The organism is Candidatus Defluviilinea gracilis (assembly GCA_016716235.1).
GTDB lineage: Bacteria > Chloroflexota > Anaerolineae > Anaerolineales > Villigracilaceae > Defluviilinea > Defluviilinea gracilis.
Map to the genome: position 1 here is coordinate 289,877 of JADJWS010000001.1, position 13,785 is coordinate 303,661.

General features: G+C 54.0%; 10 protein-coding genes. All 10 read right to left on the bottom strand.

The window, feature by feature from the left end; genetic code table 11:
* The 10 genes from IPM31_01415 to IPM31_01460 all read right to left on the bottom strand — a co-directional run bounded on the left by IPM31_01415 (position 1) and on the right by IPM31_01460 (position 13,732).
* The gene (locus tag IPM31_01415) at positions 1–531 is read right to left on the bottom strand and encodes a hypothetical protein (GenBank protein ID MBK9005627.1); all 531 of its coding nucleotides are present in this window, start codon (positions 529–531) and stop codon (positions 1–3) included.
* Positions 512–1,117, bottom strand: a complete 606-nt coding sequence (locus IPM31_01420) for a sigma-70 family RNA polymerase sigma factor (GenBank protein MBK9005628.1) — start codon at positions 1,115–1,117, stop codon at positions 512–514. Before IPM31_01420 ends, IPM31_01415 begins: the two co-directional genes overlap by 20 nt.
* Before the next feature lie 143 nt (positions 1,118–1,260).
* Positions 1,261–2,997: a polysaccharide biosynthesis tyrosine autokinase gene (locus tag IPM31_01425; GenBank protein ID MBK9005629.1), complete on the bottom strand. Its 1,737-nt coding sequence runs from the start codon at positions 2,995–2,997 to the stop codon at positions 1,261–1,263.
* 130 nt (positions 2,998–3,127) lie between these two features.
* Positions 3,128–4,345, bottom strand: a complete 1,218-nt coding sequence (locus IPM31_01430) for a glycosyltransferase (protein ID MBK9005630.1) — start codon at positions 4,343–4,345, stop codon at positions 3,128–3,130.
* Entirely contained in the window at positions 4,342–5,115 is a 774-nt protein-coding gene (locus IPM31_01435; protein MBK9005631.1) for a glycosyltransferase family 2 protein, read from the bottom strand. The genes IPM31_01430 and IPM31_01435 overlap by 4 nt, the downstream gene beginning before the upstream one ends.
* 11 nt (positions 5,116–5,126) lie before the next feature.
* Positions 5,127–6,656: a glycosyltransferase family 39 protein gene (locus tag IPM31_01440; protein MBK9005632.1), complete on the bottom strand. Its 1,530-nt coding sequence runs from the start codon at positions 6,654–6,656 to the stop codon at positions 5,127–5,129.
* Between the two features lie 20 nt (positions 6,657–6,676).
* Positions 6,677–8,221, bottom strand: a complete 1,545-nt coding sequence (locus IPM31_01445) for a hypothetical protein (protein MBK9005633.1) — start codon at positions 8,219–8,221, stop codon at positions 6,677–6,679.
* 3 nt (positions 8,222–8,224) lie between these two features.
* Positions 8,225–9,754, bottom strand: coding sequence for a glycosyltransferase family 39 protein (locus IPM31_01450; GenBank protein ID MBK9005634.1), 1,530 nt, complete (start codon positions 9,752–9,754; stop codon positions 8,225–8,227).
* 58 nt (positions 9,755–9,812) lie between these two features.
* The gene (locus IPM31_01455) at positions 9,813–11,825 is read right to left on the bottom strand and encodes a twin-arginine translocation signal domain-containing protein (protein MBK9005635.1); all 2,013 of its coding nucleotides are present in this window, start codon (positions 11,823–11,825) and stop codon (positions 9,813–9,815) included.
* Positions 11,826–11,920: 95 nt separating this feature from the next.
* Positions 11,921–13,732: a sulfatase gene (locus IPM31_01460; GenBank protein ID MBK9005636.1), complete on the bottom strand. Its 1,812-nt coding sequence runs from the start codon at positions 13,730–13,732 to the stop codon at positions 11,921–11,923.
* Between the last annotated feature and the right edge of the window lie 53 nt (positions 13,733–13,785).

Below are 13,785 nucleotides of genomic sequence, written 5' to 3' on the forward strand. Positions count from 1 at the left end.
CTACACTCCTTGCGGCGCGCTTCGAAACGCGAACCGCCAAATGGATACCGACCACAACAAGCTGACGCCGGCAACGCCTGAAACGATCACCATCCACCCAAACGGCGGAAGCAACCTGCCCAGCACATCGAGGATGACCTTGCCAGCCTCCGCGCTTGCCTGAAGCGTGGTCAGAATGAACACAGCCGTCTCCACCAATGCGGCGATCCAACTGGCAGGCGATTGCAAAAAGCCAGCCAGATAAGGCGACACCAGCCATCCTAACAACAACATCCCGCCAAAAGCAAAAAAGACGGAACCGAGGATTCGGCGGCGGCGCTCGGCGGTTTTCTCAGCCGCCAGCCGCGCCTGAAACCGGGTTGCAAATCCCGGAGCGGGCACAGCCAGTTTCGCAGAGCGCAAAACCCTGGCGGTCTTTACCAGCGCGGCGCAATACGCGCACGAACGCAGGTGCGAATCCAATTCGCGCTGTTGTTGCGCATCGAGCGCAACCTCATGCAAAAGCCAGGTTTCAAAAGGCTGGTGATTCATGGCGTCTCCTTTCCGTTTGGGCAGGCAGAGTTTCCTCCTCCTGCCACATGCCTGCCAACGCCCGTCGCGAGCGATGCAGGCGGCTCTTCACAGCGCTGACCGTCAACTGCAACGACTCAGCGATCTCAATTTCAGAATAGTCGTACCAATACCTCATAATCACCGCCGCGCGATCCGTTTCATCGAGGTCGCCCAAAAGCCGGTGCAGGCGGTCGCGCTCCTCCCGCTTGGTCGATTCGACCTCAGGGTCGGGCGAAGCGGGGTCGGCGATCTCAAACACCGTCCCATCCTCGCGCTCCTCATCCATCGAAAAGACCGAGAGTCTCTTTCGGCGCAGGCGGTCGATGCAATAATGCGCGGCGATCGAAAGCAGCCAGGTGACGAACGAACGACTCGAGTCGTAACGATGCAGGTTTTGGTAGGCGCGCAAGAAAGTCTCCTGCGCGGCATCCTCCGCCGCTTCAGGTTCGCCCAGCATTCGATAACACAAGTTATACACATGTGTCTGATGCGATTCGACGAGCCGGGTAAATGCTTCGTCACTGCCTTGTTGAGCCTGGGCTACCCAGGCGAGTTCATCGTTCACCTGCGCTCCTCGTACTCCTTATACGCCTTGCGGGAAAAATAGTTGCGCGACATTTCACGGAGGACGACCGTCGCTTCATTCTACCAGTGCGGCTGATTCTAACCCTCAAAAAAACAAGCCCCCTTGCGGAGGCTTGCCATCGTTTACTTGGATGATTTATTTTTGAACCGGCTGAACAGTGTTTTCCGCTGGTTCTGGAAGCGGTCGAACGCGCTCTCCAACGATGATTTGACATCGGGCGGAACTTCGCCGCGCTCGAAGAACGCCAGCAGTTTCTTCGAGTTCGATTCCGGTTCATCCACCTTGGGCGCGCTACTGGACACATAATCGCTGTAATGCTGGGGCGAGTACATGGACATGTACTGATAATCGCCATACGTTTTCGCGTTGGTTTCCGAAACCTTATTGAACACAATGCCGATCACCCGCGCCCCGGCGCGATTCAACTGCTCTTTAATGACCTTTGCCTGATCGTCCTTCGTCAAGCCGGGTTCGATCACCAATACCACACCATCCACTTTCGAGGCGAGGTTGTACGAATCGGCAATGATCAACGGCGGCGCATCCACGATAATCGTCTCGTATTCGTCTCGCAATTCGTTCAAAATCGCGCCGACACGTTTTGAATTAACCACCTCGGTGATACTCGGCGGGATGTGCCCCGCTGTGATCACGTCGATGCGCTTCCCTTTCACGGGTCTCACAACTTCTTTTGCGGCAATCCGCGCATGGATGATATCTGCCAGCCCCGGGTTCTGCGAGATCTTCAAGGCTTTGTGAACAGAAGGACGCCGGAGATCGGAATCGACCAGGATCACCTTTTGGTCGCTCATGGCGAACGAAAGCGCGAGGTTCGCCGCAACCGTCGTCTTGCCGTTTCCCTGCACCGGGCTGGTCACCAGGATCGTCTTGGCGGAATTATAGGTTTGGAAAAACTCAAGGTTCGATTGCAACAAGCGAAAGTTCTCGGCAACGATCGAGTTCGGATGGCTCAACACATACGTGGCGTTATTGCCATTTTCAGAGATCTGCGAAAGGTAACCGATGACCGGCAGATTAAAGATACGCTCCACATCGGAAGTTGTCTTGATGGTGCGGTCGAGATATTCCAACCCATACGCGGCGCCTGCCGAAAGCAACAGCCCAACCAACCCTGCCAAGCCAATGATCAGCAGTTTGCTGGTACCCTCCGATTTTGTGGGCAGGTTCGCCGGCTCCACAACCGTCAAGGTGTTCAATGCGCCCTGCTGAGAATTGGAAAGGAACGTTGCGTAGTTATCCCGCAGGCTGGTCAACTTAAGCGTCAGAGTCTGAATTTCTTTTTCGGTCTCCGCGATCTGACTCGTGCTGGTCTGAACCTTCAAACTTGCCTGAAGGTCTTTAATTTCCTTGTCGGTCTGTTCGATCTGTTCCTGGAGGCTGGCAAGTTGCTGGTCGATGAATTCCTGCTGTTCCCCGCCCGTGCCGCTGACCGCCGGGCTTAATTTGATCAACTGTTGCGCCAATTCATTGGCAATGATCTGCGCGCGACGAGGGTCTGTGTCGGTGACAGCGATCTCGACCAACTGGGTGTTCGGAATGATGCGCGAATTGTATTGCGGAAGCCAGTCAATGCCCAACGCCTGTTTCGTGGCTTCCTGCACCGGTTCACGCCGCGCCATATCTGAGTAGATCGTCGCCAACTGTTGCGAAATTGAGATCTGACCCGGTTCCGGGTTGGGATTGGAAATGGTGCTTCCCGTCACCAGAGTGGTGCGGGAAATGTATTGCGCCGGCTGAAACAGCGTCGAGATCGAGCTGGAAATCAGAGCCAGCACAGTGGTCACTGCTATCAACCGCCACCATTTGATTAAAGGTTTGAGATAGGGATTAATATCCATGGGAACCAATTTTATAAACAGAATTATAGCAGGAGAAATTAAATAACCTAACGTTCTCCTCGAACTTCATGACGTTGCAACATTAGAAAAGTTACCATAGGAACAGCCAACGTGGTCGCTATACGCAAGGTCAGGTAAGTATTTTCGCATGGTGAATGGCTTCCTCGTAAATATGAATCAATTTCCCAGCCAAAACGGTCCAATCGTGATGCTTCCGAACATAGTCCAATCCAGCCTGCCCCACTTGTTGTTGTAATGATGGGTCTTCGATCAGGCGTAGAAGTTCCCGTGAAAACTCCTCAGCGGTGTCAGCCACCAAAACATCTTCTCCGGGCTTCGCTTGTAAAGCTATCATCGCCTTCATGTTTGTTACCACAGGTGTTTTACACGCCATCGCCTCAAGCGCTTTATTTTGGATTCCCGCGCCATACACAAGCGGAACCGCCGCAACCGTTGCTTTTTGAAGATATGGACGCATATCCGCAACAGTGCCTGTGACGATAATACGAGGGTCTGCCTGCAAGGATGTAATATGCGCCGGCGGATCCTTTCCGACGATCAGCAATTTCACGCCTGGGCGTTTCTCCCAAATGGTAGGCATGATTTCCCGAACCAGAAAATCTGCCATCGAAATATTGGCGTGATAACTCATCTTACCGCTAAAGACGATCGTTTCTGGATCGCGTTGAATCGCAACATCCGGGCGGAAATATTGCATATCCACGCCATTGGGCAACACGGTCACGGGCGATGGTGTCTTTGAAGATAATCGTAGGAGCGCCTCTCTATCAGCCTGTGATGTGATCGTCACATGATGAAACGCGGAAACCAGCTCACCTTCCCACGCCTGGGTCCGACGCAAGTCTAGCGTGGAGATCAGCCTGCCGAATGCGCTGCGGCTCTTCGCGGAGGTCAACTCAAAGAGGTGGCTGATACAGTCCACGCTGTCCCACACGACCGGCAGGCTGGGCAGGCGTGAACGGATCGTTGTTCCAAACATTGAGCCGCGCAAATGCTCCACATGCACAACGTCAAACCTTGAAGAAACGCTGTAGGATTGGAAAAAACGTTCAACCAACGCTGGGGTCCAACTATATACAGACTGCAAAGGTTGCCGGGTTGGCAAAGCAATCAGACTCTGCCAATACGAACGCAACGCGGGTTGATGTTCGTATACAACATCATGGCACAGGCTCTTCAACGCGCGCGCATCCTCAACATCTCCTTGGTTTGTCGTCACCGTAAAGACGGTCACCTCCGCGCCAAGGGCGGAAAGATGCGAGATCAACTGATAGGGCCTGACCCGAATCAGATTAGGCACATACGGAACAAAATATGCGATTTTCATGCCGGGCTGGAAAACATCGAACGCAGGCGAAGCCGATGCAACAGAAGTCTGTATTGAAAACGCAAATGAGATTTGATCGTGCGCCACAACTTCGCCTTGGAAACCCCGAACATACGGCTATGCAACGCGGCGGGAAACTCGACGACCTTGAATCCCTTGAGCATGGCTTTGACCATGAACTCGGTGCCGGCAAGGTAATCATCCGCCTCGAATTGCACTTGTTCGACCACTCTGCGGCGATAGCCTCGAAACAGCGCTGTATACGTGTAGATGTTCCAGTTCAACAAAATTCGATAAAGAAGAGACGAGCCTTTGCTAAGGAATATCCTATACCCGGGCACTCCAACCACTTCCCCGTCCGGATGGTACGGCGAGGCGGTCACCACATCCACATTCTTCTGAAGGCAAGCCAACAAGGCTGGGATGGTCCCAAATTTATAGGTTCCATCGCTGTCGGTTGTGAGAATGATGTCGCCGGTCGAAGCCTGTAACCCTGTGCGGATTGCCGCGCCAAGCCCGCGATTTACTTCATGCTTCTCAAACTTAATCGGTATTGTCTGGCTGGAACGGGAAGCAAAAGCGGTTTTGAGCGCGTGATACGTAGCATCCTTGCTCCCATCGTCGACAAAAACGACTTCTACAGAGGTCACAGCGCCGCCGTCCGGCAATTTACTTCCGATCAAGCTATCGGCAACGGGGAAGAAGTCTGTTCCCAGTTTTTCGATGTTATCCTCTTCATTAAAACAGGGAATAACAATGGATATTTTCATATGCAATCTTTTCACTCCTCGCGATGGTTGATTTTATACAATGTGTAATTCTCAACAGTAACCACAGGGACGCAACAGCCTCCCGCCAAAAACTCGGTATACATGCCAGTCCACTTCGAAAAGGGACCTTCGATCAGGTAATCTGGATCATACGCCGTTGGATCATAGATCTCGTCTGTCATCTCGCCAAACTGCGTTTCCGCGGTCTTGAGGTCGACCCAGCGATTGGCAGGATGATGGTACGTGTGATCCGGCGTCAACAGGTCGAGCTCCCATTCCCACGATTCGATCACCGCGTCCGCGGGAAGGTTTTGAATAATATAATCGGCAAATTTCTCGGGCGTTGCATCGTGCCTGACATCAATATCCCGTATCTGCTGGAACAAACCGTTTCCCGCCCAAACCAAACCCGCCAACAGAAAAACGGACCCTGCATACAAGGAGCTTTGTCGCAACCTCGAACTTTTTTGCCACTCGTTCCAGGTCTTGCGAATATATAAATAAATTCGATAAAAAACCTCTCCAGAGAAAACCAGCCCGATGGAGAAAGCCTCGAACATATAACGGGGCCACCCGACTGATATAAAGCAAAACCAAAGGACCCAGACTGTGACGAACACAGCCAGCATGAATTTCCCTAACCCAAATAAGGTCCGTTGACGGCTTTCCAGAAACGACAGAAGCAAGCCAGGACCCGCAAAAAGCAAAAAACCGGAACGTAGTAGGTACCATATATTTCCCGGTATACGACTCGCCCGAAACGCCAGGATGGTCACTTCTGCGCTCGAGTCGAGCGCCGCAAGATGAGCGGCAAAATTTTCCGCGCCTACCAATTTGTACTGAACGCCGAACCATAAGGCGGCACAGGTGAGCATCACAACCAAAACGATCATGCTGTTGAGAGGTCGGATTTGCTTGTAATAAAAATAATCTGCAACGACCGCCAAGCCCAACGCGGGGACAAAGATCCAATACTGACCCTTCGTCACCAGCGCCAGCCCGAAAAACAACCCTGAGAGAATTGCGTAACGCGTCTGTTTCTTTTTCCCAAGCGCAAAGAAGCAGAGAAACCCGATAAAAAAATACATCAGCGCGGGAACGTTGCCCAAAGCCTGCCTGCCATAAAACAAGAACCCTTCGTCTGGGATCGACAACAACAGGAATACCGAGATCAACGCGGAAGGCGCGCTATACAACACGGATGAGATGCGAAAAAACAACCAAACCGCCGCAAGAAAAAATACGGCGGCAAGGATCCGCGCTTGCAACAACCCTACGCCAAAGATCTTGAATAGTACTGCAATCGGAACGATCAAGCCTGGTCCATTCGCGATCAACGGCTGATCAAGCATCCGAAACCCTTCCACAGACCGCATGGCATACTGCCCATGGTTGACCAAATTCAACGCGCCCTGCAACGCCAGCCCCTCGTCAAACCAGGTAACCGGGTAATAGGGTTGATGATAGACACCTAACACCAACAGAGAAACAAACGCCAAGGCGACAAGAAGCCGCCTCATATTAATCGCTTTCCAATCCATGAAGAGGTCCGAGGCAAATACTACGGCGCGTACTGATACAAATATCGCGGATACTCAAGGTTATATCGCTTGGGCAATGTGGAGAGCGCGGCGAACCTGTCACCCAAATCTGATGCAAGTTGGTAATCATCCAGAAGGAAGAAAAGAAGCGGATCGTTCTCCAGCGGATAATTCGTCAGGATGTAGGCGGTTCCCTCCGGACGTATGACTGGGTCCAGTAATCCCTGAACGATTCTCACATCCTCATCCTCCGCGCCGGGACCGCGAATCAGATCCTCCATCGGCACCCAATGGACAGCGGGAGCAAACGCATACCCATCCTCCAACTGCCCAACCCACGGAGCATAGACGGGTCCATCGAGAGAATTTAAATATCCGATAAAATCCTGATAGGTCTCCTCGGCATGCGAAGAAACAATCACAGTTGCCGGGTTATAAAAGAATAAGGCAAAAGATAAACCCAACGCCGCAAGATGGAGCGACCATTTGCGCGCAACTTGATATTCGTCAAGGAATGCCGCCATGCCGATCACACCGGTTAAGATGAACCATGCGCCCATCGGGATAAAAACATTGTTATTCGAACCGGGATCGAGTGCGCCCATAAAACCGCTCAGCAAAGCAAAGGGCAGGGTGAAATACCAAATACTCGCCTTGCTTTTCTGTTTGAGCCCATACATCAACGAGGCAACTACGCCGACACCGGCCAGGGCAGGGTAATTTGTTACGATGAACACAACATAGCGTACAACGGCATCCACATTGAGATGGCTCCAACTGCCGGGCACCGTCAACGTGTAGTAGTGAAACAGTGAACCAAAGAAGAGCGTTGGCGCAAGCAGGTACAGGACGGGACCGAGCGCCCCGGCAACAACCCAATAGGGCAGGGAATTCTTCCAGCCCTCGCGCCATGTGAGATACAGCACGCCCCCCATGGCGAATAAAGCGCCGTGTTGCTTGAACCAGAACGAAGCGACCAACACCAACACGCCCAGCACATTGACCGAACGGGATTTGTTCAACGAGATCATGTAACATCCCAGTAATGCGCAGAATAATAGCCAAGAGTCAGAATGGGCGTTATCAAGGTAGGTATCCATCACGCGATACGCGGCAGTGAACAAACCCACCGCAACGATCCCCCACCACGCAGAGCGCGTTTCTTTTTTGACAGCGAGGAAGATGACGATCTCCGCGCCGAGCATTCCGAGGATGGCTACCAGCCTCAGGGTGAACAAGTTCGCTCCGAATAACCACGCAAACGGAATCGAGAAATAGTAATAAAACGGGGCATATGCCAGCGGCACAAAGCCCGGCGACGGCTCGACGTATATCGGCTGACCGGCAACCGCGCGCTGGAAATGCTGGACGACCGTCAACTCCATGGCTTCAAGGTTCAACGGGAAGTTGACGTGGTTGACCCACAGATACGCCATGAAAAGAATCCAAGCCCCCGCGTAGAGGGCGACCAGGTTCAGAAAAACGCGCGAAAGATTCGACTCGCGCCGAAACCCGAGAAGTATTCCGCCGGCGAAGACAAGCAAAATGAAAAGTTTAACCAGCATGGTTTATTTCTCGATCCGTTGATACAGATCGTAATCGCCGAAGGTCTGCACCCATTGGTAGTTTTCGAAAACATATTCCACCGGGTAGATCAACGTCCATTTGGAGAACTCGCCGACAAGGAGATACTCGGGGTTCTCAGTTTCCACGAAAGAGTAGCGGTCCCTGACCGGTTCGCCGCCATAGTACACCTGGTTCACAGCCACCGCGAGCAACTCATTTTGCGGGTAGTGATAGTTATGGTTTGTCAGGAAGCCGATTTCAGGCTCCCAGGTTTCGATCACCGCCGACTCGGGAACATTCGCGTTGAGATAGTCTGCCATCAGTTGAGCATTGTTCGGGCCGGGAAACGCGATCTCTGAGACCGTCTTTGCCAGCGGAATTGCGACGATGGCAACCAGCCATAAGGTCAGGGCGAGGCGGGCGGCGTTCTTCACCTCGAACAGCGAACGGAAAAATCCGCCTCTCCAGTCGAAGTTGAAACCCTCCGTCAGGCTGTGGAAGAAGCGGGCGATGAAAATGCTGGAGAGGGTAAGCCCGAGGAAGGCGTAGCGGATCCAGCCGATGGAGGCGACGATAAACCACACAAGGTTGAGCGCGATCATGAGGAACAGCACGCTGAATTTTTGTCCCTCGCGCGCGCGAGGCGCCGACACGAAGAAAGCATAGATCAAAGCGGGTAACAAGGCTTCGAGGTAGACCGCCCGCGAACTGAGCGCACCCACATTGGCGGCGAGTTGCGCAAGGTTGAAATTGAATGCCGCGCCTTCGGCAGAGGCTCGCAAGAGCGCCAGGTTTTCGGTCATTGTAGCGGGACCGAGATACATCAATGTGAAGACTTGCCAGATGCCGAAACTGCCCGCCGCAACAATGCCGGGGATGAGAAAATTCTTGTGAGAAGAGGTCTTGTAATAGAAAATATCCAGCCCCCACGAAAGGATCAGGGTCGGGGCGAGGAAGAGCAGGTATTGGTATTTGGTGATCATCGCCAGCCCGAAGAATAAGCCGATGGTCGCCAGCCGTTTTACATCGTTTTCATTCCATTTGGAGAACCAGAGATAGAGCGCGAGCGCCAGGAAGAAAAAGCCCGGCACCTCCCCCAGCAGTTGACGCCCATACTCCAAAAACAAAACACTGCGCGAGGATAAGATTAACGCCAGGGCGATCCACGCAACCGCCTTGCCGGAGAGATGCTCCGCCAGTTTGAAAAAGATGTAGCATGCCGCCAGCAGATACAGCGCCATCACGAACCGCGCCTGGATTAAGCCGATGCCAAAGAGTTTGAACGCCGCCGCGATGGGAAGCATCACCGTGGGACCAACACCAATGGTGGGACCGTAATAACGGAACCCGTCACTGCTGATATCCGCATACTCGCCGTATCGCGCCAGCGTCTTCGGCACATGCAAATGTGAGCCCTCATCGAACCACGGGGCGGGGTAGCGCGTCAGGTTATGGAACGCAAAGAAATAAATAAGCAGGATTCCAAGCGCCGTAAGAAGCGTCTTTCGATTCGTAGATAGGAATTGCGACATAGTCTCTCCGAAGGCTGAAACAAGCAACTGTGGTAGATTTCCCCATCGCCTGGGGTTGTTATGAATAGGCGGATTGTATCGATTGCCGTCTGGCGGGGAGGATCAACTGCGCGTATTCCACGCCGCCAAGTACTAGACGGGTTTTGGCGGGAGTGGGTACACCGTCTACGGTGACAGCGGAAAGTTTCTTTCCGGCATGGAGCGCGGGGAGGAGAACCGTCAGCGTGGATAAAGGCTGGGCGGGCGGGAGCAGTTCGCACGTCAGGGAAGAAGCGGCGGCATCCCAGGTCACATTCTCAAAGTTAGAGTCGTGCCGGGCATCCGAAAACCACAGCCACTCTTGCGCCGAAAGTATCGGCACGCCGAGTTCGTTGGCGTAATCCAGCGTGCCCTCCAAAAAGATGCGCCCCGATTTCGCCGGGTCGCCGCCGAGTTGGAAGGGATCGACATGGAATTGCCCGGTGATGGCGCAGTAATCGCCGTACTTGACCGAGCGATCGAGCAGATACTTTGAAATGTCTACCGTCTCTTGCGCGCTCAAGCTGGCATAGCCGCCCCACTCCGGCACGTTCATGGGGATGTTGTGTTCATCGGTGACTTGCGTGAGTTGCTGATACAGGTCGATGATATGACCCTGCTCGTCGATGAATTTCATCGGGCGACCGCTACCGGTGAGGTGACCATTCACCCACGCGCCGTTCGGCATTTGCAGGGATGGACCGACATGATAATAATCAAAATTCATGCGCATCCCGTGCATGGCTTGCGCGCGGGCGGTTTCCATCCAACCTGACCATAAGACGCGATGCGTGCGCACGGTTTGCGATACGGGCCCGTAGCCTCGCCCGGTAAATTCCTTCCAATAGACCTGCCATTCGTCGAGCCCGGTTTCAACATACGGATGCAAAGCGATCTCATGCCCGCGCGCGCGCCAGGATTTAATCAGGTCTGGCGTGGGCGACCCAAATTCTTCGCCGAGCGCGTTGGAGATCACGGGCACGTGATCGGTCAGCCAGAAACGAGTCCAGCGGGCGGCGCGACCGATATCGCCCACGATCTGCGGGGCGTAATACACGGTCATGTGCCCTCCGCGATCGTCCACGATCTTCAACACTTCTTCGATGAACGGAACGGGGTTGCTGTGCGAATCGCCGGTGGCGATTAATACCGATTTTTTATCTTCGGGGAAATACCACAAACGCGGCAAAGGTCGTTTGCTCAAGCGCGCCAGCATATTCACGAGCAGGCGTTGTTGTTCGTCGGCTTGCGGGATATGGATACGCTCGAGGTCGATCCAACCCACGAACATATCCACCGTGCGCGCGCCGTTCAAACCGTCCAAATCCTGGTTCACAAGTTCGGGGTTTCCCTGCCGCATATACGCGATGCTCTTGGCGAGATCGAACGCGAACGCCGCCGCTTCGCCTTTGCCGAATCGATTCATCACAATCGCGGGTTTTCCATACGGGGCATTCTTGGTAAACAGCCACGCCACCCCCTCGCCGCTGGTGAGTTCGTACAAATCTGCCGTTCCATGATATTGAAGCGACATGGGATTACTGCCGCCATTGACAGGCTGGGCGGAGTCATACAAAAGATATTCGTCGGATAACGAGCCTGCGCTTCTCTCCCAGCCGAACATTGATTCAAACCCCGCGGCCGGTTTCAAACTGACGAGTCCCCCGCCGTTGAACACGTAGCCTTCGAACAGTTCGATCTGCGAGGTTGTCAGCGGGGTCTCAGCCAGCAGAATCACATCGTATGCGCCGATCACATCTGCGGAAAGCGACGACAATGCCGCCACGTGAAAACAATTGACTCCCTCTGCCCGCAGAATCTCGGTGAGGAAGATGCCGAACTTATTTTCCGCTTCGGGGTTCACGACAACAAGGATGGGGACCGAGCCGTCCAACTCTGCTGTGAACAAACTATTCGGGTTCACATACGGATTCCGCTCCACGATGGGATCGCCGTTCGATTCGCGCAACACGCCATAGCCCAAGGCGGCAGTTACCGCCGCGCCTGCGCCAGCCAATTTGAGAAAATCTCTGCGGGTAATTTTTCGTTTCATAGTGTTCGAAGGAGATGCCGCCCTGAACGGGGCGAAGGGTCTCTACCACAAGGACAGAGAGGCTTCGCGTTTATTCAGCGCGACAAGATAGAGGCTTACTTGAAAATCGGCGAGCCGATCAACTCATCGAGGTAGGAGCGCAAGGACTCGAGCGCGGTTGCCGAGTCTGGTTCCTTCGCAAGGTCCGATAATTCTAGCGGATCGTCTCTCCAGTTATATAACACCTCGCCGAATTCTTCATGGACGATATACTGCAATCGATCGCCGACCACCGATTTCATCTCGCCGTAGGTGGTGGGGTTTTGTTCCGCCGCGCCGTCAAATTGCGCCACCTCCGAAATGGGGTTCGCCCACCCCGGCGGCGCGCTCCCGCCGAATAATTTCGTCAGCGGTTGGGATGGGAATGCGCCGTCGTTGGCGTTCAACAATTGCAGGATGGTCGCAGGCAGGCTGGTCGTCGAGACAGGCGTATCCACGACAATGCCCGAGGGAACTCCCGCCCCCCACACGATGAGCGGCACGTGGATCTCCTGCCGGTACAGCGACGCGCTGTGCTGGAGCAATCCATGCTCGCCCAACGACTCGCCATGATCGGCGGTGATGATAACAATTGTATTCTCCAACTCGCCGCGCGACTCAAGCTCGGCAAACAACGCTTTGATCTGATCGTCCACATAATTGATCGAGCCGTCGTATGCGTCGATCTCGCTTTGCAGTTGTGCGGGCGTCAATTCAGGGTGGTAGCGCTCGATGAAGCCGTTGATCAACCCGCCCCGCGTCTGACCGTATTTACTCAGATAAGGTTCGGGCGGCGTGTAGGGGTCGTGCGCATCGAAGTAATTGATGAAAACAAAGAATGGCTGATCGCCGCGATCGATCCACTGCAATGCCGACTGATTGATCTCCGGCGCAAGCCGGCGCGTGGGAACGCCTTCATACTTCAAGGCTTTGCGCAAACCATAATAATCGAAGAGATAGCCGTATAACGATGAATTGAGAAACGCGTCAGGCGCAGACTGATCATTGTCTTCAAAATGCAGGAAGCCGCGACCAAAACCCTGGCGGCGGGTGAAGAATAGTGTGTTCGCCGAAAACGCGCCGGTGCGATAGCCCTGCGCTTGCAACACTTCGCCGATCGTCGGGTAGGTGTCGTCGAGCGGTTGCGTTTCGGCTTGGTGTTCGTAGGTGTAGCGGCCGGTCAACATGGAGGCGTGTGATGGTTGCGTCCATGAAGAAGGCGAGATGGCGTTCTCAAAGCGGACACCCTCCGCGGCGAGACCGTCGATGAACGGACTCGTCTCGCGCTCATACCCGTACGAGGAAAGATGATCGGCGCGCAATGTGTCCACCACGATCACAATGACGTTCGGCGCGTCGGCATGATCCCTCAGCTGGGATGTCTTTAATCTTTCGTTCGCCCACCCCCCGCCTTGGACGATCACAAAGACCGCAATTGCCATGACCGCCAGCCATTTCAAACCGCGTAGAGAACTCTGTCCAGCCTGTTCCCGTTTGAGCAACACATTGAAAACCTGAACGCTTGCTCCTGCCGACAAAATCAAAATCGGCGCGAGTGAAATGCGCCCGAAGAGGACGATGAAAACCCAATCGAACACGGCGAGAAACGAAAAAAGAAACAGGCTGATCTTATGGACGGGGATTTTCTTCCGCAACGGAAAGCCGATCAGGGTCAGCGCGAATCCCGCCAGCGCAAACAGGATCACATCCACCAAGGGCGCGATCCACAGCGTTTCATACCAGTAGGCGCGGTTTTGCAGTCGCCACGTCAGCAGTTCGAGCTGATGCAAGCCGAAGAGTAGGATGCCCTCCACCAACCCGGTGATCAGACCGAAGTTGACAGCCAGCAGTAGCGTTTTCTGCGCGAAATCTTTGAAGTTATCTTTCAAGTTTTATCTCAGGGGCAAGGGAACGCGACAGGGTTGCCGCTCTTGCAACCGGC

Coding starts and splice junctions, on each gene's coding strand:
- IPM31_01415 (MBK9005627.1), bottom strand. CDS start 531: ATGAATCACCAGCCTTTTGAAACCTGGCTTTTGCATGAGGTTGCGCTC.
- IPM31_01425 (MBK9005629.1), bottom strand. CDS start 2,997: ATGGATATTAATCCCTATCTCAAACCTTTAATCAAATGGTGGCGGTTG.
- IPM31_01430 (MBK9005630.1), bottom strand. CDS start 4,345: ATGAAAATCGCATATTTTGTTCCGTATGTGCCTAATCTGATTCGGGTC.
- IPM31_01435 (MBK9005631.1), bottom strand. CDS start 5,115: ATGAAAATATCCATTGTTATTCCCTGTTTTAATGAAGAGGATAACATC.
- IPM31_01440 (MBK9005632.1), bottom strand. CDS start 6,656: ATGGATTGGAAAGCGATTAATATGAGGCGGCTTCTTGTCGCCTTGGCG.
- IPM31_01445 (MBK9005633.1), bottom strand. CDS start 8,221: ATGCTGGTTAAACTTTTCATTTTGCTTGTCTTCGCCGGCGGAATACTT.
- IPM31_01450 (MBK9005634.1), bottom strand. CDS start 9,754: ATGTCGCAATTCCTATCTACGAATCGAAAGACGCTTCTTACGGCGCTT.
- IPM31_01455 (MBK9005635.1), bottom strand. CDS start 11,825: ATGAAACGAAAAATTACCCGCAGAGATTTTCTCAAATTGGCTGGCGCA.